Source organism: Christensenella tenuis (assembly GCF_014287795.1).
GTDB lineage: Bacteria > Bacillota > Clostridia > Christensenellales > Christensenellaceae > Christensenella > Christensenella tenuis.
Genome location: NZ_JACOON010000001.1, coordinates 41,717 through 59,302, shown reverse-complemented (window position 1 = coordinate 59,302; position 17,586 = coordinate 41,717). Strand labels below are relative to the sequence as shown.

The window sequence follows — 17,586 nt, the reverse complement described above, 5'->3', positions numbered from 1 at the left end:
ACTAAATTTAAAACAATTACTTTTAAGAGAAACCCATGCCCCAAATTCCTTCTTACCGCAGGGTATACCAGACCATCAAAAGCAGGATTTCCAGCGGAATCTACCGGGCGGGCACGCTTTTACCAACCGAAAGCGAATTGGAACAAGAATTTGGCGTAAGCCGGACCACAATTCGCAGGGCAACGAGACTGCTTACTTCAGGCGGTTATCTAAAGCCCTGCCAGGGGCGCGGAACCAAAGTGCTCGATTGCTCTACTTCGCAGCGCCTGAACCGGATTATTTCGGTGACAGAATCTCTTCCCGCAAGAGATTTTACAATCGCAACAGAGGGATGTGCATTGAACGTGTACCCGCTCCGGAACAGGCGGCCGAAGCGCTTCACCTGCGTGCAGGCGGCCGAAGTGTTTCGCCTTCAGCGCGTGCAATATGCCGACTGCAATCCGATTGCTTTGATGGAAAATTATCTGCGCGTAAACCTCGTTCCAGATTTTGACCAGCACATAGGTGCGTTCACCAACCTATATTCTTTTCTCGAACAGGAATACCAATTGATTTTCACATCGTCCACAGATTATATTTCCGCTTCCTGCGCGGATTTTATCCTCTCACAGATACTGCATGCCCCGCTTGGTTCGCCGCTGCTTGCAGATCAGCGCACAACTTATACGGAGCAGGGCCCCGTGGAGTTCGGCAGGACGCATCTGGTTGCGGAGCAATATAAATATGTGGTCCATCTTGAAGGACGGGAATAACCTTTTCTAAAACAAAAAACCGGAGAAACAGAGGTTTCTCCGGTTTTTTGCTCCTCTATTGATGCAGCGCGCCTTTTCCTGCGCCCAAAAAGGCTTCCATCAGCGCCTCCGAAAGGGTGGGATGCGCGTGCACCGCTTCGCCTGCCGCGTCGGCCGTCGCTTCACACCGCATCGCCATAACCGCTTCGCCAATAAGGCTGGAAGCTCCTTCCCCGATTATGTGCACACCGAGGATTTCTCCCCAACGTTCGTCGGCGATTACCTTGACGAATCCTTTCCCAGCCCCCATGGCAAGTGCCTTTCCGTTCGCAGAATAAGGAAACTTTGAGACTTTAACCGGAATTCCTTTTTCCTTTGCCTCCTGCTCCGTTATTCCTGCACAAGCAATTTCAAGTTCCGCAAATACACAGGCTGGAATCACCATCTCCATTGCCGCAGGTTTCTGGTCCGCAAACATATGCTCCGCCGCCAAAATTCCCTGAGCAGAAGCGGCATGTGCCAACTGAAACCTGCCGTTCACATCCCCGATTGCGTAAACGGTGGGGATGCTGGTGCGCATCCATTCGTCTGTTTTTACATAGCCCTCCGGAGATAATTCCACACCTAAGCCTTCAAATGCGGCGCATTCTGGAACACGTCCGACAGCTTCCAATACCATTTCAGGCATAATTTCCTGTCCGTCTTCCAGAACAACCCGATATCCCTCTCCACTTTTTGTAATTGACTTACAGGTTGTCCCGGTGAGTACTTCGATTCCATTTTTCCGCATCTCTTTTAAAAGGCAATCCGCTACTTCCTCATCCATCGCGGGGAGAATACGCAAAAGCGCCTCAATAATCGTTACCCGCACACCAAACGCGTTCAGTATGCTTGCCATCTCACATCCGATCACGCCTCCGCCAATAATGGCGATAGAATCCGGAAGCTGCCCCATATCAAGAACCGTATCCGTTGTCTGGAGCTGTTCCGCCGTAGCTACCGCATGCGCGGCTTTGGCCCCCGTTGCCAGTACAATATGGCGGCAGCGGTAGGTCTTTCCGTCAACCTCTACCGTATCTGCTTTGCGTATCACGGCGTTCCCGTTGATTCGTTCAATACCGTTTTTACGGAGCAACGTTTCAATTCCAATGCGCAGTCTGTCCACAATTCCATTCTTACGCTCTAAAACACGTTCCCAATGGAAAGAAGCATCCTGAATTTCGATTCCGAACTGTGCGCAGTCCCATACCTCCCGCCAGCGGCGGGCGCTTTCATAATACGCTTTGGTTGGAATGCAACCCCGGTTCAGGCAGGTTCCCCCGGGCATATCCCGTTCTACAACCGCAACCTTCGCGCCCAATTGCGCGGCCCGCAGCGCGCATACATATCCTCCCGGCCCGGCTCCAACCACGATCAGATCGTAGTCGCAGGCCTGCTTCTGCTGCCCGGGCGCCGTATTTTCTTCCTGAAAAACGGTTTCGTTTCCTACGTCCGGAATCATTTCTCCTTCTTCGCCCACAAATGCAACCGGACTATTTACGGGAACCGTTTCACCTTCTTTGCGGTATATTTTCAGAAGTACTCCTCCTGTAAGCGCATCTGCCTCAAGGGAAGTTTTATCCGTCTCCACTTCAAAGATTGAATCGCCTTTTCCGATCCGTTCCCCTTCACAGGCCAGCCACTTTACAATTTTTCCCTCTGTCATCGTCATTCCGAGTTTCGGCATTGTAATAAAATCGCCCATGTTCAATCCCTCCAGTTACTCCATGCGTTCCGGGTGTTCTATCAATTCCGAAAAATCCCTCAGGAATTTTTCCCCGGTTGTTCCATCAATGTGCCGGTGATCTATCGTAAGGCTAAGACCCAATTGGGGCCGCGCTTCTATCGCTCCTTCGCGAACGACGGGCCGCTCCACCATATTTCCAATCCCCAGTACCGCGCTTTCCGGCTGATTGATGATCGGTGTGAAAAAACGGACCGCAGAACGCCCGAAGTTTGATATGCTGAACGTCCCGCCCGCGTAGTCGTCCGGCTCAAGCCTGCCTTCCCGGGCGCGTTTTACCAATTCCGCGCGCATCTGTACAATTTCACCAAGCGTCTTTCGGTCTGCATTTTTGATATTCGGAACGATCAATCCACGCTCTCCAAGCGAAACTGCAAGGCCGATGTTAATATCCTCATGAATCAGTATATGGTCCTCCATAAAGCGGGAATTAAGCATCCGGTTCTCTTTCAGTGCCAGTGCCGCTGCGCGGATAAAAAAATCAGAATAGGTCGGCTTTATCCCTACCCTTTCCATACAGCGTCCCGAGAATTCCTTCATTTTCTTTTGCAGCGCTCCACAGTCTGCTTCCCCCATCAGGGTATACTGTGCCGATACGGAGAGGCTTTCCCGCATTTTTGCAGCAATCGTCCGGCGCATTCCGTTTACTGGAATCCGCTTCCCTCCGGAGGCAGTCCCTTTCGCTGCAAGCACATCATTTTTGCGGATTACCCCATCCGGCGCGGAAGCGCAAATCTGTTCCAGCGGAATTTCCAGGTATCGTGCCGCTGCACGCGCGACAAAGGTTGCCTTTTGTCCACGATGCGCAAGCACATCCGCTTCCTGAATGTAGCCTCCGGCTCCCGTTCCTCTTACAGTCCAAAGGTCGATATTCCTTTCCTGCGCCACGCGTCTGGCGGCGGGCGTTGCCATTTTGTTCAGCATGCGCGCCTCCTATTTCAACAATTCTTTGGCTTTTTCATAGATTGTTTCCACCTGCGGGACAACCTGGGCTTCCAGGGCCGGGGAATACGGAATCGGCATATCTTCACCGCCAAACCGCCGGATTGGCCTGTCCAAATAAAAAAACGCTTCACTATCTGCAATCAATCCCGCGATTTCCGCGCCGACGCCGAATTTTTGAACGCTTTCGTGCACAATCAGCACCCGCCCTGTTTTTTTAGCGGATGCAATGATGGCTCTTTCATCAAGCGGCGTTAGTGTCCGCAGGTCGAGCACTTCCGCGTCGATCCCGTCGCGTTCAAGCATTTCTGCCGCACGCAGCGTCTTTTGCAGTGTCAGAGAATAGCTGATCATGGTCAGGTCTTTTCCCGGACGCTTAATATCCGCTCTGCCAATTGGAAGCAGATATTCTTCGTCCGGAACTTCTCCTTTCGTTCCATAAAGAAGCTTATGTTCGAAAAACAGAATCGGGTTATTTTCCCGGATCGCCGCTTTCAACAGCCCTTTTGCATCATAAGGCGTGGACGGCATCACCACCTTGAGTCCCGGGATATGACAAAACCATGCTTCCAGGCTTTGCGAATGCTGTGCGGCAGCTCCTGTCCCGCTTCCCGCAGGCGTGCGTACAACAAGCGGAATATCCACCTGCCCGCCGAGCATAAACCGCTGCTTTGCAGCCTGGTTGCAAATCAAATCCATAGCACATGTCACAAAGTCTGAAAACATGAATTCTACGACCGGGCGGTATCCCGCCATCGCGGCACCCACTGCCACACCCATAAATCCGCCTTCCGAAATCGGGGTGTCCATAATGCGTTCCGGACCAAACTCTTCCAGGAAGCCGCGCGTTACGCCAAAGCATCCTCCGTAAACGCCCATATCCTCTCCCAGAAGAAATACCTTTTCATCCCGGTGCAGTTCCTCCCGAAGCGCATCCGAAACTGCCTGTACATACGTAATTTCACTCATCTGCATTCCTCCGCCCTAAACACAAGCTCTTTCGCTTCCTCCAGCGTCAGTGTTTCCGCCTTTTGGGCATATTGCACCGCCTCTTCACATTCCCGCTTCACGCGCTCCTCGATTTCGTCAATCTCTTGTTGGGAAACGCCGTGTTCCAACATATACGCTGCGAAGGACCGAATCGCATCCTTCTTCTTCCATTCCGCTTCCTCCTCCCGTGTACGGTAGGCGCGTTTATCACTTTTGGAATGTCCAAGATAGCGGTATGTTTTGGCTTCGATCAGCGTTGGTCCTTCCCCGCGCCGTGCACGGTCCGCAGCTTCACTCACCGCATCCATGACCGCAAGCACATCCATCCCATCCACAATAACTCCCGGAATTCCATAAGCCTGGGCACGGATTGCAATATCCGGTACAGATACGCTTTTGGAAACCGGAGTAGACATCCCATACAAGTTATTTTCACACAGATACACAATGGGAAGCTTCCACAGTGCCGCCATATTGAGCGCCTCATGAAAAAGGCCTGAATTCGAAGTTCCATCTCCGAAATAATCCAGAATCACCTTACCGCTCCCTTCCTTTTTAATGGCCAGCGCAACACCCGTTGCCATCGGAATGGAAGGCCCCATCACGCCGTTCGCCCCGAAGTTCCCCACTGAAATATCTACAATATGCATAGAGCCCCCCAGCCCTTTGCAAAAGCCGTCCCGTTTTCCGAGAAGTTCGCACATCATTCGTTTTAAATCTGCTCCCTTGGCAATGCAATGCGCGTGCCCGCGGTGGCAACTCATAATATAATCGTCCGGTCTGAGTGCATTGACCCCTCCTGCCGCCGTCGCCTCTTCGCCGACAGCGAGATGCGTCGTCCCGTGGATCATCCCCCGCATAAACATTTCATTTACGCGTTCTTCAAATGTCCTCGAACTGAACATCTGGTCATAAATTTTTTTCATCTGTTCTTTGGTCAGGTTCATATTTTTTCATCCTTATTTGTTTTTTTACGCGTAATGCGTGGAGGCATACCCGTCTTTCCCTTTAGCACCATACATTCGGCTAAAATCTCAAGCACGCACATTTCGGCCGCGCGTTTCGACGTATTTTCCCCGTAAACCAATTCCGAAAATACCGCTGTTAAGAGTACTACATCGGAAATCTTTGCGAGGGGAGACGCCGGAAAATTTGTGATACTGATTACCTGGGCGCCGTTCGTTTTTGCCCGCCGTGCCATTCGCAGGGTCGGGTCCGATTTACCCGAATGCGATACCGCAAAAAACACGTCGCTTTTTCCCAGATGGAATGCCATCGTCGCTGTAAAATCCACGTCCTCTGCAAACTGAATCCGTATCCCAAGCTTCGCAAGCTTATACTGTATTGCGCGCGCCACCACGCTTGAGTCTCCCACACCGTATACAAGACAAGTCCGTGCGCCGATCAGAGTCTCCACTGCCCGCTCTATTTTTTCGCCGCTTAGCGTTTTAGCGGTATCTTCAAGCCCCTGGGCGGCGGAATGAAATACCTTTTCAATGATTTCATCTGTGGAATCCCCTTTTTGGATGCCGTCATAAAAAACGAAAGCGCGCTCGTTATTTGCTTTCCCAAGCTCGTGCTTCAATTCCGGGAACCCTGTATATTCGAGCTTTTTGGCAAGACGCGAAAAGGTAGGCTCACTGCACTGCGCGCGCCGCGCAACTTTTGCAATGCTGGAAGTCCGCACAAACTCCGGATCTTCAATCAGCAGGTCCGCCGCTTTCCGCTCTGCCGATTTCAATGTATCATAGATGGAAAAAAGCCTGACAACGCAGTCATGCGGAATCATCTCCAGGCTCTTTTTGCTGATATGCATAAGTCGCCCTCCTTCTTACCTTCTTGTAGAACGCAGCGCTTCCTCTGCCGCCAACACGATATTTTCTTCCGTAAGTCCGTAATCCGCAAGCAACTCACCAAGCTGTGCAGAATGCCCATAGCGGCCGTGCACGCCGACGCGCCGCAGTACAGTCGGCATTTTTTCACTCAAAAGCTCTGCGACCGCGCTTCCTACGCCGCCGGTAATGTCGTGGTTTTCCGCCGTTACAACCGCATTTGTCTTTTCACAGGAGGCGAGAACCGTTTCTTCGTCCAGCGGCCGGATCGTCCCCAGGTCGATGACTTCGGCAGAAACGCCCCTTCTTTCGAGTTCATCCGCCGCCCTCATACAGCGCACGGTCATCATGCCCGAACCAATAAGTGTCACATCCGTTCCGTTTCGCAAGATTGCTGCTTTTCCAATTTGAAAACGATAACTTTCAGGCAGGATATTCTTTTCATACTCTGGCAGATCTGCCCGTATAACGCGAATATAGGTAGGGCCCTCATGCTGCACACATGCGGCCATCGCCTGCGAAAGCGCATTTGCATCCGCACATTCGATGACGGCAATATTCGGAATACTCCGCATAAGCGCAATGTCGTTAAAGCTTTGGTGCGTCGCGCCTGTGCTTGCCGTGCTGATTCCTGCATAGCATCCCATCAGTTTCACATTTGCGTTTGGATATCCAATCTGCACAAACAGTTGATCATAAGCACGTCTGGTCAAAAAAGCCGCAAAAAGCGGAAGATAGGGCACCAAACCGCAGCGCGAAAGCCCATAGGCCATACTCACCGCACATTGCTCGGCAATTCCCGTTGTGATAAACCGCTCCGGAAACTGTTCTTTGAATCCCATTAAATTTGTAGCTACTGCTGTTTCCGCATCCACAACCACAATGCGTTCATCCTGCTCTGCCAAGTGCAGGAGAGTCTCGCCAACCGCCGCCCTCGCGCCTTGTATCTTATGTCCAAAAATGGTTTCTGTCGTCATTTTACCAATTCCTCCATGCAGGCCGTGTAACTGTCCTTCGTGACATGCGCCGAGTGGTAATTCACGGGAGTTTCCATCATAAAGCCAACCGGATAACATTTTTTCGTTTTTGCAATGCATACACGCGGTTTTCCTGGTGCGAAGGACGGCTTTCTCATTTCCGAAAGCACGTTTGTAAGCATCTCGGTGTCGTGTCCGTCCACCGTGCGCGCTTCCCATCCGAAAGATTTCCATTTTTCTTCAAGCGGCGCAAGCCCCGATACTTCGTCCGTTTTTCCGGTCAAGATATATCCGTTGTAGTCTACAATTGCCGTGAGGGAATCTAATTTATATTTTGCCGCAAACATGGCGCTTTCCCAAACCTGTCCTTCCGTACATTCCCCATCCCCTAAAATAACGAACGTATGGTAGTCCTGTCCTTTCTTTCGCGCTGCCCAGGCAAACCCACAGCCCACCGAAAGGCCCATGCCAAGCGACCCTGTAGGGGCCTCTATACCCGGAATCGAAGGATTACTGTGCTCCTGCAGGATTCCGTCCAGCCGGTTCATTTCGGTATAAAGCTGTTCCCGCCGCAAAATTCCCCGAAAAACAAGCGCGGCATATTGAATGGCAGAATTATGCCCTTTGGAAAGAATCAGCCTGTCCCGTTCCTCCCATTCCGGGTCTCCCTGTTTCATACGAAGAATCCCGCCGTATAAAACCGCCATAATATCCGCCGCCGACAGCTCCCCGCCAAGATGTCCTGAATGGGTTCCCGAGCAGTTTGCAATATCGACTGCATCCCGTCTCAGTTGGAGGGCCAGATCCTGTATTTCTTCCGCCTCCATGTTTTCATGCCACGTGCAAATCGGCTCATAATAAGGCTTATACGTCATTTCAGTTCCCCCCTTTTTGCCGTTCCATCAAATCCACAATTTCTTCATAAGATGGGCAGCTCATCGGTCCAGGCTGCGTTACATGCAGAGCGCCCGCTGCATTCGCAAAAAGCGCTGCCCGCTCAATTGCCTCTCCTTTGCACAGTTGTGCCAAGAACGCCCCCGCAAAACTGTCGCCTGCACCGGTCGGATCCGTTTCATCGACATGATACGGCGGAATATAAATATCCTGTCCTCCGGCCAATATTCTTGAACCCTGCGCCCCGTATTTCAGGACGATAATTTCCATTTCACAAAAATGGGCAGCCGCCAGCCCTTGTTCTACGCTTTGCGTTTCTGAAAGCGCCATAAGCTCTGATTCACTTCCCAAAAATATGCTGGTACATGATATAAGCGGCTCCCATAATTCTTTCAGAGATCCTTTGTGAAGCTCCGCGCGTACATTCGGATCAAAGACAATTTTTACGCCCCTCTCCATTGCGCATTCAATACACCGCAAAGACGCCTGCCACATGCTTGGCGTCGCCATGGCGTTTGATCCCGAAAAGAACATATACTTGCATCCGTCGAGCATTTCTTCTTCCACATCTTCCGGACCCATTTCCCCCATGGCGCTATTGGCGTAATGGAAAATATATTGCCTGCTTCCATCGCTGTTATACGTCACAAAATTCGCACCTGTCGGCGTACGTTCGGAACGCTTGACTCCCCGCAGGCTCACACCGTCTTTTTGGAGCCTGCCCATCACAAGCTGCGCAAACCCGTCACGCCCCACCTTAGCAAAGATTCCGGAGGACACGCCCGCCCGCGCCGCCTGGTCTACAAAAATTGCCGCGGACCCGGACTCAAACGGTCCATCGAAACTACCTGTCTCAGAAAAGCTTTGATTCAACTGAGTCCCCAGGAATTCAACGACAATATCTCCAATCGCCATAATATCCGGCATATCTTTTCCCTCCCGGTTTTAAGAATCCAGCCTAGAACTAATTACATTTTTATATATGTCTTTTTGTAATTATATGGAATACCGCTTTCCCTTGTCAAGCAATGTTTTTTATTACACTTTTCATCCTACAAATGTATTTTCCTTGGTTTTTACCATGTATTTTGCGAAGCTTCTTACACTTTTTATTTTCAAATAGCATTCTTACTAAATGTAAATATATTGTGAATTTTTTACTGGGAATAGTTTTCTGCGCTATCTTTCGGCATCCATAAATCCAGCCGCACCATAGCATATTTTCAAACGATACATACGGATATGGCATCAGCACTGTTTTATGCCAAATGAAAATAACGCATAACGGTGAATTTGCCGCGCATGAAAAATTTGAGTATTTGTTTTTACCGATTACCTGGTCCGCCCATACGTAACAAAAAAGAACCTACCTCAACCGCCGCATTCAGGCAAGCCTGAACCGCAGCCACGCCAAAACGGTTCCAAATCAGCATCGCGGAACTGATCTTGTTAATCGGCGCACCCTGATAAGATTGTTCTACATTCTAGGTGTTTTGCTTCCTGTCATTTTATCCCCGAACTCCAGCTCCCGTTTCATTGTAATCTGCGGCGTCGTAATAACATCAATTCTTCATGGCATTTTTTTACTGTGCTATTATTCAGTTTATATTACAATGAAACGTCGCCGGTAATTTCAGAGAACTCCGATGCAATACAGATACATTCGCAGATAATCCCAGTTCTTAAAACCGCAGGCTTCCAGACGGTTTTGCAGAGGTGTTCCCGGTTTAAAATAATGGTATCGAAGCTATCGAAATGGAGAAAAGAAAATGTGTACCAGTTTTACTTATCAAATCAAAAACGGTTCTAATGCCCTTGCGCGTTCCATGGATTTTGCTTTTAAGCTCGATCCCGACATCGTTTTAATTCCAAGGGGATTTTCATGGCAATCCCAGCCGGATCGTGCTGTGCGGACGACAACATACGCATTCACCGGTCTTGGCCGCCACTTGGGCGAATATGTTTTTGCCGACGGTGTGAACGAGCAGGGCCTTTGCTGCGCCGTCCTTTATTTTTCAGGATATGCATCTTACCAAAAGGAACCGCTTGAAAATAAAATCAATCTTGCCCCGCACGAAGTCGTATTTTGGCTCCTCTCCAGTTGCTCGACAGTGGGCCAGGTGCGTGAGGCCGTAAAGGATCTCAATATTACAGCTTCCGTAATCGACCTGCTCGGGCTTGTGCCCCCTTTTCACTGGATTGTTACAGATCGTTCAGGCGACACGATTGTCATTGAACCGCTCGAGGACGGTCTGTCCGTTTGTGATAATCCGGTGGGCGTCATGTCCAACAGTCCGGATTTTAGCTGGCACATGACAAATATCAGAAACTACATTGGTGTTCGCCCTTACCAGCTAAAACCGGTTACATTGGGCGGCGTTACTTTTTCTCCGTTTGGCCAGGGCTCGGGCACAATGGGAATCCCCGGAGACTACACGCCCCCTTCAAGGTTCCTGCGCGCTTTATTCGGTAAGGAAACGATCAATCGCGCGGAGAATGAATTAGATGCCGTAACCGCAATTTTTCACATTCTTTCCTCTGTTGATATTCCCAAAGGAAGCGTCGTAACAGACAAAGGAATTGATTACACGCAGCATTCCTGCTGTATGTTTTGCGACAGCGGCGCTTATTATTTCAAAACGTATGATAACAGCCAGATCATCAAGGTGGATTTATTTGCCGAAGACCTGAATGCTCCCGCAGCGAAAACATGGCCCGTCCCTAAAACACAGCAAATTAATGCAGTGAATGCAAGGCCGTAAGCGGCGAAGTAAAGGATTCCCCCTGTGATACCGGCGACGTTACAGTCATCATATTCTCAGGCCGGAACCGATTTTGGCATACCCTTTTCCGGCTGCAAAAGAAAAAGGCCCCGGCTATCCACTTCATTCCGGAGCACCGGCGCCTTTACATCAATATGCCTAGTTTACATACTTCTTGCTTCCATCCATATATTTCAGATACGCATTTCCATATTCATCCGCGCATGCAACGGGAATTCCCCGCGTAATCCTTTTTTTCCGTGTTACAGTGCTTTTTTCCGATTCGGCTGCCTGCTCCGGATGATCTTCTTTTTTGTAAAATTGAAAACTAATTTGTTCTGCCATGCTTCCGCCCTCCCCGTGGAGTTTTCATTATACCCTTTCATCCCTGTGAAGGCAATACTGATTTTTGTAAATAAAATAGTTTACCCCTACATGACCGTATGGCCCACCAACCGTTATTTTGTTTCCTTTATGCGGCTTTTCCAGTGTGGCCGCCAACCCGAAATTCTCTGTTTAAAAATTTTTCACCGCATTTGAGAACTATTTTTCCATTCATCAGCTATTTGTTCTCATATGGGAATCTATTGCCGTTTCCGTTACATATATTGGTTATAAAATTCCTGAATCGTAGTTTTTTTCATCTCTATCAGCAACTTGCTTTCCAATATCCGAAAGTAACTTTCGGAAGCGACAAACCATGGGGTTGTAATAGCGGGGGCAGTTTCATTTACGCGCCTTCCTTTTGCATAAGGTTGCACGCGTTTTTCCATTGCAATTACAATATCATATATAAAGGTTTTCTCCGGTTCTTTGGATAAACGGTACCCGCCATACCGCCCCTGCTCTGAGGAAAGCAAATTTGCATCCAATAGCCGGTGCAAAATTTTTATTAGATAAAGCGGGGTAACGCCTACTTCTTCGGCAATCTCCTTTGCGGTTTTCAACTGGGGATAACTTTGGGACATATACGCCATGACCCCTACTGCGTAACCCGTTGTCATATTAAAATTCATAATTTGTATTTCACCCCTATGGAAAGATATTATTGATACAATGCCGGCAAAGTAACATTTTGCCAATTATCCATCCCCTTCTCGATGGAGGCATTTCTATCAATACCAGCCAGCTATATCGATTCTCATATGTTTTTCGTGCGCAAGTCCGTCAAAGAGAAACGGAACTATAAGACAACCTATAAAATTTATATCGTGTATTATTACAAAATCTTTAGTGTATGTCCAAAATTTAAGCGATTCAAATTCTGATTTTCAAATGCCCACAGCAAGCACCACGGCTAAAGTTTTTCAAAAACAAAACGATATAGATAATATGGAACCATTTAAAACAACGGCTTATACAGGAATATGCAAAATTATGGAACCCATATTTATAAATCAATATATTGTATCTGAAAATACAACTCCAAACTATCATCACGCAGTGGCACAAGGCCAGGGAGAACCCGCTTCTCCTCATGACCGGGACCGGCCGGGAAAAATAGTGCGGGGAATCGGGCTTGCAGCTGCCGGGATTCTTTCTGTTTTCTGTTTTCTGATCGAAGCATATGGGCTTATGGCAATCGGCCTGCTGCTTACGGCAGTATACATCTTCAGAATTTTTTTTGCGAAGCGCAGGCCTGAAAGCAATTTAAACAAACTTACTTCAGTCAATCCCCTGAATGAACTGAAATGGATTCGTATTGTAAAATTTTATGAAACACAAATCGAAGTCGAGGATCCCAGATATGGCGGTAAGTACCAATATGATACCATTATCAGGCGCAGCGAGGATCCTTTATACTGCACGGTATGGTTTGCGGACCGCACCAGCATCCGTATTTTAAAAAACGGCTTTATTTCCGGGAATTATACCGATTTCGAGACGTTTATCGACCGCATCATATTGAAAAATAGAGGAAATGAATAAATGGGTATCTTTTCTAAAAAATTAAAACAAAAGGCAAAACCCGGCCTTGAGCTGGAAAATTCATTCCGGCCAGCGGAAGAGGGAGGCTCTGTCCTGCCTGATGCATCTAACCAAAATGAATTTGACGGAAATGGTTATCGCCCAGACATCAACACGCCGATTGATATTTCCGCAGATTTAAATCAGGAAATACTCAAATACCGTTCTTCAGACGGCCAATATCAATTTACATTGGCTTTATATGCAAATTATCCTGACTTGAAAGCGAATTTTGAAGGCACTTATGGGGAAATCCCGGATATCATTTATAACTTGTTTTTGCTGGATGAAGGTTATGCGTATAAAATTTGGAAATGGTTATTGGTAACCTTTCGTTCAACTTTAACTTCCCCCACTAATTCGTACAGGCTAATAAGCGGCGCCTTATATACATTGGTCCGGCAGCAGTCTTTTTTTGAATATTTTTTGCCCTGTTTGAAATCGGACGCTGAATTTTCAGAAATCCTGTTTCGGGAATCTACGTATGTAGACAAGCGTCATGCCCTTATACTGGCTGCCTGCATTGAAAAGCAGGAATATGGGCTTTTTCAGGAATTAATGGCGTTTTTGAGAGAAAACTCTCATTTGGGCCACGAGAATGCGGTGACTTTGGAAAATATTTTGCAAACGGTCCTTGAAGAAATTCCATCCCCGGCTGTCAATCATGATTCCTATGATATTCTATCGGGTTACATCAAGAAAAGCGCAAAACCCATGCTGCGCAAAATTTTATTTAAGATTTTAGACAGTAAGATGGAATATTTATTGAAAGAGGAGGCGCGTGAAAAGGCCGAAAAAGAGCGCGCAAAGCGTCTTGAAGAACAAAGCCTCAAGCATCAAAACGATGTAGCGTCCCGCTTGAATTTAAGAAATACAAAATTGAAATATCACGAACTAAAGCTTGCCTGTATTTCTCAAAGAAAAAAAGAACCGTATTGGGAAAACGGCCGTTTCATTGATTTCCAGGCGCTTGCCGGAACGATGATCGCCCTGAAGGAGCGCATCGAGGTACTGGATTCCCTTTTGCCGGGGGACCGGGTAGAATTGGTTCGGGAACCATATCATATAAAAGACCCAACCTCTATTTCCGTCCAGGATGAGTCAGGTGTAAAGCTCGGTTATATCTCCAATCAGGCAAATACGCTATTATCCTTCATCATGGATTGCGGCAGGGAACTCTTTGGACGGATCTATTCGCTCGGTAAAGAGCCAGGTTCCGATATTGTCCAAATATGTATCGAAATATTTATGAAAACGCCTGACAGGAACGAACTAATATAGAGGCTGACTATTTTCCGCAAAAAATATTTTTTCTATTTGCGGCTTTCTTTACGCAACTGCAAGGCCTTACCGTTCCCATAACCCGCCAAAGAAGAAAGAAAGCCAAAACACTCCCAGGGCTGCGCAAAAACCATGATATCAAAAGACTGTATTTCCCCGTCACCTGCCGCTGGCTTTCACACTCCGCAGTACCTCTTGCAGCCGTTCGGCGTTCGCCGTCCCATTCGCGCGGATATTCTCCTCCTGCGGCGTGACGCGCGTTTCACCACGCAATACGTTCGTTTTGCGCGGCGCGTTCACGCCCAGCTTTACACTGCCTCGCGCAAAGTCAAGTACCTCTATGATAATATCATCCCCTATATAAACTGTTTCATTCAGTTTGCGCTGGATGACCAGAGTGCCACTCCTCTCTTCTTCCGCCCCGCAGCCGGTCAGCTCCCGGTGGATCAAGTACCGTATCGGCTTGCGCTGTAGCCCGGGCGGGCCGTATTGCATTCCCGTACGCGTTCTGGAGTTCAGAAAGAGCGGTGTGCGCAAATTCATGGAAATATGCCGGATGTTTTCGGGAACGCTTACGATACAAAACAGGTGTTCCTCCCCCAAGCTAGCGCGCAGGAACGACAGCTTTTCATTTTCGTATACGAGAGACTTCAAATTATAACGGGGCAAAATTTTTTCCGGACGCACCGCCAAAAATTCCGGACCGCCCGCGTCCACGCAGATCAGCCAGTACATCAGTTCCTCCCTGTCCGCGCTGCGCAATATGTAGCGCGTATCGTCAGGAAAGCCAATCAACCCGTCTTCAAATGTAAATACCTCTCCCGCGCTGTATTCTATTGTCCCCAGTATCTTTGATCGATGGTTCATGTTTGCACCTCCATTGATGAAAAACAGGAAAAAGCGCGGACAATCCGCGCTTTTCCCCATAAATAAGTTCCGTAGGTGAGAGAACTTATCTCAGCAGTGTCAGAACATTCTGCGGCAGTGCGTTTGCCTGCGCCAGCATTGCCGTCGCCGCCTGCGACAGGATGTTGTTCTTTGTGAACGTCGTCATTTCCGACGCCATATCTACGTCGCGGATACGGCTTTCCGCCGCGCTCAGGTTCTCCGAAGATACCTTCAGGTTGGCAATCTTGTGGTCCAGCCTGTTCTGCATTGCGCCCAACGTTGCCCTCTGGTCGGATACCTTGTTGATCGCGTCGCGTACCGCTGTGATCGCGGATCCTGCGCTATCCTGCGTGTTCAGGTTCTGATCGTCCAGTTTCAGGCCCGCCGTGTTCATCGAATCGATGGATACCGCAAGCTGCTCACCCTCGAGAGCGCCTACCTGGATGCGGATCGCATTGAATGCATCGTCCGCTACCGCTGCACCTTCAAAGCCAATTTCCACTTTTGCGCCTTCAATGATAATTGCATTGCCTTTCGCATCAATACCAAGGGCTGTGCCATCAGCAGCTACGAGTCCTTTTGCAATGTCGGCAGCCTTGTCGCCTTCCTTGAATTCATAGCTGTATTCCGTGCCGTCCACCGTCAATTTAACTGTATCCCCGGCCTTCATTTTCACAACGTCGAACTCGATTGTGTTCTTGTCGTTGCTGCCGTCCCCGGCCGCGAAAGTTACTTTCGTGTCAACAGCCGGATCGCCTTCTTTGCCTGTAGCCTGCGTTACCGTGAAGGAAGTTCCGTCCGCGCCAGCGGCAATAACGAGATCCGTCGGTGCATCCGCCGCTGCCAGCAGGGCGCCTAAATCATCCGTGCCGTCACCCTTCCAGGTAATAGCCGTATTGCCGGCACCTGAAGCTGTGCCGTCTTTTGTGATCTCATATGTCTTATCGCCGATCGTAATCGTATCGCCATATTTGATCTTAGTAGGATCTACAGTCGCCGTTTCTACCTGCGCTACCGCTGTAACCGCAGCAGCCGCATCTTTACCTTCCGTCACCGTTACGGTGCTGGCGGTTGGCTGCGTGGTAACAGAACCCGCGCCTGTCAGCGTTGCGTTTCCCATGGTAACCGTTCCAAGATCAGTCGCTCCGGTATTGCCAGCCGTCAGCGTAATCTTTGTGCCTGTTACTGTAGCGGTATAAGTCTCGCCGTCGATCTGAACCGTCTGGTTCGCAAACTTACCGGCAATCGCAGCATCTGCCGTGTCACCGGTGGCTAATGCTTGTGACGTCAATGTCACTTTTGTTCCATCCCCAAGGGTAAGGTCAAAGGAAATCGTATCCGTGCCGGCAGCATCGGGAGCTGCCACCATACCAGCAAGGTCAAACTCAAGTTTTCCAGCTTCAGCAGTAACTGCCGCGCTGCCCTTTACGCCCGCTGTTGTGATTTCGGATGTTATCGCGTCGCCTGCCGCCGCTTCCATCGCCGTTACGGTGTTGTTGATGCCTGCCGTCGCTGCGCTGCGCTCCGGACCCGAATAGGAAAGGGAGCCGTCCAGAACCTTCATGTTGTTAAACGTCGTCTGTTCCGCAATGTCGTTGATTTCGCGCTTCAGCTGGTCAAATTCCTTTGCCAGCGCGTTACGGTCGAGGTCTTCGTTCGTTCCCGTCGCCGCCTGTACCGCAAGCTCGTTCATTCTCTGCAGCATGGAGTGCGTTTCCTGCAGCGCGCCTTCCGCCGTCTGCACCAGCGAAATAGCGTCCTGCGAGTTCTTCGTCGCCATGTTCAGGCCGCGGATCTGGCTGCGCATTTTCTCGGAAATGGCAAGGCCTGCCGCGTCGTCGCCCGCACGGTTGATGCGGTAGCCGGACGAAAGCTTTTCTGCGCTCTTGGATACGTTGTCGTTGTTGATGGTGTACTGGCGGTGTGTGTTCATTGCCATAATGTTGTTTTGAATTCTCATCGTAAATACCTCCTGTATTCGGTTTGATTTACCCGGGCAGACAGAATTCGGTATCTGCCGGGCATCGGGCCTCTTATTTTGCCGCTGTCAATGCGGAAGCCCTTTTGCGGAAACAAATGATGTGCCGTTTCAAACGCCGAGTGACGTCCCCCGCCGTTTCATGCCCTGTACTTTCAAATAAATAAGAAGTACAGTCACATTACATTTGTTCCCTCTATATCCTATATCGCAGTTTCTTAAAAAAACTTTAGCAATTTTTCGTAAAATTTGCCGTCAAAATAAAAATCTTTTGGCAGGGCCGAAGAATCCTGCGGCGCTTTCCGTAAGCGCGGGAGTATGGGCATTTTCCCAGAGTACAAATTTTCAAAATAAATCTCTGCAAGCGAGGACATGTTGCCGCCAGGATGCAAAATGCCCGGCAATTAGGGCACAAATTCCGTTTTCCGCAGGCAGTCAGGCATAAATCACCGGCAGCTTGCTGCACTGGCTCTATAAAGGTCTGGCCCCCCCTGCGCCTGATGGCGCTCAAATTGTGCCCCCTGTACCGCCGCCGTTAAAACGGTAATATTGCTCTTTTC

General features: G+C 49.2%; 16 protein-coding genes. 4 read left to right on the top strand and 12 right to left on the bottom strand.

The annotated features are described in order from the left end of the window. Positions 1–35: 35 nt before the first annotated feature. Positions 36–752 carry a GntR family transcriptional regulator gene (locus tag H8S18_RS00315; protein WP_186856333.1) on the top strand — a complete coding sequence of 239 codons (717 nt, stop codon included), beginning with the start codon at positions 36–38 and terminating at the stop codon, positions 750–752. Between the two features lie 55 nt (positions 753–807). Here H8S18_RS00315 and lpdA read toward each other — a convergent pair whose 3' ends face one another. From lpdA to H8S18_RS00275, 8 genes are read right to left on the bottom strand one after another with little or no spacing between them, the layout of a single operon-like run. After that, a complete protein-coding gene (lpdA, locus tag H8S18_RS00310; protein WP_186856332.1) occupies positions 808–2,475 on the bottom strand; it encodes a dihydrolipoyl dehydrogenase in 1,668 nt (555 codons plus the stop codon). A gap of 15 nt (positions 2,476–2,490) precedes the next feature. After that, complete coding sequence (locus tag H8S18_RS00305; RefSeq protein WP_186856331.1) at positions 2,491–3,438, bottom strand: dihydrolipoamide acetyltransferase family protein; 948 nt, start codon at positions 3,436–3,438, stop codon at positions 2,491–2,493. Positions 3,439–3,447: 9 nt separating this feature from the next. Beyond that, positions 3,448–4,425, bottom strand: coding sequence for an alpha-ketoacid dehydrogenase subunit beta (locus H8S18_RS00300; protein WP_186856330.1), 978 nt, complete (start codon positions 4,423–4,425; stop codon positions 3,448–3,450). Further along, on the bottom strand, positions 4,422–5,393 hold the full coding sequence (locus H8S18_RS00295) for a thiamine pyrophosphate-dependent dehydrogenase E1 component subunit alpha (RefSeq protein ID WP_207721604.1): 972 nt from the start codon (positions 5,391–5,393) through the stop codon (positions 4,422–4,424). Before H8S18_RS00295 ends, H8S18_RS00300 begins: the two co-directional genes overlap by 4 nt. Then, positions 5,390–6,262 carry a MurR/RpiR family transcriptional regulator gene (locus tag H8S18_RS00290; protein WP_186856329.1) on the bottom strand — a complete coding sequence of 291 codons (873 nt, stop codon included), beginning with the start codon at positions 6,260–6,262 and terminating at the stop codon, positions 5,390–5,392. The genes H8S18_RS00295 and H8S18_RS00290 overlap by 4 nt, the downstream gene beginning before the upstream one ends. A gap of 15 nt (positions 6,263–6,277) precedes the next feature. Further along, positions 6,278–7,255, bottom strand: a complete 978-nt coding sequence (locus H8S18_RS00285; RefSeq protein WP_186856328.1) for a transketolase family protein — start codon at positions 7,253–7,255, stop codon at positions 6,278–6,280. Continuing rightward, positions 7,252–8,130: a transketolase gene (locus H8S18_RS00280; protein WP_186856327.1), complete on the bottom strand. Its 879-nt coding sequence runs from the start codon at positions 8,128–8,130 to the stop codon at positions 7,252–7,254. The genes H8S18_RS00285 and H8S18_RS00280 overlap by 4 nt, the downstream gene beginning before the upstream one ends. 1 nt (position 8,131) lies before the next feature. Then, a complete protein-coding gene (locus tag H8S18_RS00275; RefSeq protein WP_186856326.1) occupies positions 8,132–9,076 on the bottom strand; it encodes a sugar kinase in 945 nt (314 codons plus the stop codon). 842 nt (positions 9,077–9,918) lie between these two features. Here H8S18_RS00275 and H8S18_RS00270 point away from each other — a divergent pair. Then, the gene (locus H8S18_RS00270; protein ID WP_186856325.1) at positions 9,919–10,911 is read left to right on the top strand and encodes a choloylglycine hydrolase family protein; all 993 of its coding nucleotides are present in this window, start codon (positions 9,919–9,921) and stop codon (positions 10,909–10,911) included. A gap of 159 nt (positions 10,912–11,070) precedes the next feature. Here the strand turns inward: H8S18_RS00270 and H8S18_RS00265 are convergent, their stop codons facing one another. Next, positions 11,071–11,256, bottom strand: coding sequence for a hypothetical protein (locus H8S18_RS00265; protein ID WP_186856324.1), 186 nt, complete (start codon positions 11,254–11,256; stop codon positions 11,071–11,073). A gap of 254 nt (positions 11,257–11,510) precedes the next feature. Then, entirely contained in the window at positions 11,511–11,927 is a 417-nt protein-coding gene (locus tag H8S18_RS00260; RefSeq protein ID WP_186856323.1) for an RrF2 family transcriptional regulator, read from the bottom strand. A gap of 361 nt (positions 11,928–12,288) precedes the next feature. On the opposite strand from H8S18_RS00260, the gene H8S18_RS00255 reads away from it, so the two are divergent. Continuing rightward, positions 12,289–12,840: a hypothetical protein gene (locus tag H8S18_RS00255; RefSeq protein WP_186856322.1), complete on the top strand. Its 552-nt coding sequence runs from the start codon at positions 12,289–12,291 to the stop codon at positions 12,838–12,840. Next, positions 12,841–14,160 (top strand): HIRAN domain-containing protein, encoded by a 1,320-nt coding sequence (locus tag H8S18_RS00250; protein ID WP_186856321.1) that lies wholly within the window; start codon positions 12,841–12,843, stop codon positions 14,158–14,160. A 159-nt stretch (positions 14,161–14,319) separates the two neighbouring features. On the opposite strand, the gene fliW is transcribed toward H8S18_RS00250, so the two are convergent. Next, positions 14,320–15,027 (bottom strand): flagellar assembly protein FliW, encoded by a 708-nt coding sequence (fliW, locus tag H8S18_RS00245; RefSeq protein WP_186856320.1) that lies wholly within the window; start codon positions 15,025–15,027, stop codon positions 14,320–14,322. An 85-nt stretch (positions 15,028–15,112) separates the two neighbouring features. Beyond that, the gene (locus tag H8S18_RS14760; RefSeq protein WP_279288421.1) at positions 15,113–17,008 is read right to left on the bottom strand and encodes a flagellin N-terminal helical domain-containing protein; all 1,896 of its coding nucleotides are present in this window, start codon (positions 17,006–17,008) and stop codon (positions 15,113–15,115) included. Positions 17,009–17,586: the final 578 nt, after the last annotated feature.

Excerpts from the sequence above, each read along its gene's own strand:
- H8S18_RS00315 (WP_186856333.1), top strand. The coding sequence starts at position 36 with ATGCCCCAAATTCCTTCTTACCGCAGGGTATACCAGACCATCAAAAGC.
- lpdA (WP_186856332.1), bottom strand. The coding sequence starts at position 2,475 with ATGGGCGATTTTATTACAATGCCGAAACTCGGAATGACGATGACAGAG.
- H8S18_RS00305 (WP_186856331.1), bottom strand. The coding sequence starts at position 3,438 with ATGCTGAACAAAATGGCAACGCCCGCCGCCAGACGCGTGGCGCAGGAA.
- H8S18_RS00300 (WP_186856330.1), bottom strand. The coding sequence starts at position 4,425 with ATGAGTGAAATTACGTATGTACAGGCAGTTTCGGATGCGCTTCGGGAG.
- H8S18_RS00295 (WP_207721604.1), bottom strand. The coding sequence starts at position 5,393 with ATGAACCTGACCAAAGAACAGATGAAAAAAATTTATGACCAGATGTTC.
- H8S18_RS00290 (WP_186856329.1), bottom strand. The coding sequence starts at position 6,262 with ATGCATATCAGCAAAAAGAGCCTGGAGATGATTCCGCATGACTGCGTT.
- H8S18_RS00285 (WP_186856328.1), bottom strand. The coding sequence starts at position 7,255 with ATGACGACAGAAACCATTTTTGGACATAAGATACAAGGCGCGAGGGCG.
- H8S18_RS00280 (WP_186856327.1), bottom strand. The coding sequence starts at position 8,130 with ATGACGTATAAGCCTTATTATGAGCCGATTTGCACGTGGCATGAAAAC.
- H8S18_RS00275 (WP_186856326.1), bottom strand. The coding sequence starts at position 9,076 with ATGCCGGATATTATGGCGATTGGAGATATTGTCGTTGAATTCCTGGGG.
- H8S18_RS00270 (WP_186856325.1), top strand. The coding sequence starts at position 9,919 with ATGTGTACCAGTTTTACTTATCAAATCAAAAACGGTTCTAATGCCCTT.
- H8S18_RS00265 (WP_186856324.1), bottom strand. The coding sequence starts at position 11,256 with ATGGCAGAACAAATTAGTTTTCAATTTTACAAAAAAGAAGATCATCCG.
- H8S18_RS00260 (WP_186856323.1), bottom strand. The coding sequence starts at position 11,927 with ATGAATTTTAATATGACAACGGGTTACGCAGTAGGGGTCATGGCGTAT.
- H8S18_RS00255 (WP_186856322.1), top strand. The coding sequence starts at position 12,289 with ATGGAACCCATATTTATAAATCAATATATTGTATCTGAAAATACAACT.
- H8S18_RS00250 (WP_186856321.1), top strand. The coding sequence starts at position 12,841 with ATGGGTATCTTTTCTAAAAAATTAAAACAAAAGGCAAAACCCGGCCTT.
- fliW (WP_186856320.1), bottom strand. The coding sequence starts at position 15,027 with ATGAACCATCGATCAAAGATACTGGGGACAATAGAATACAGCGCGGGA.
- H8S18_RS14760 (WP_279288421.1), bottom strand. The coding sequence starts at position 17,008 with ATGAGAATTCAAAACAACATTATGGCAATGAACACACACCGCCAGTAC.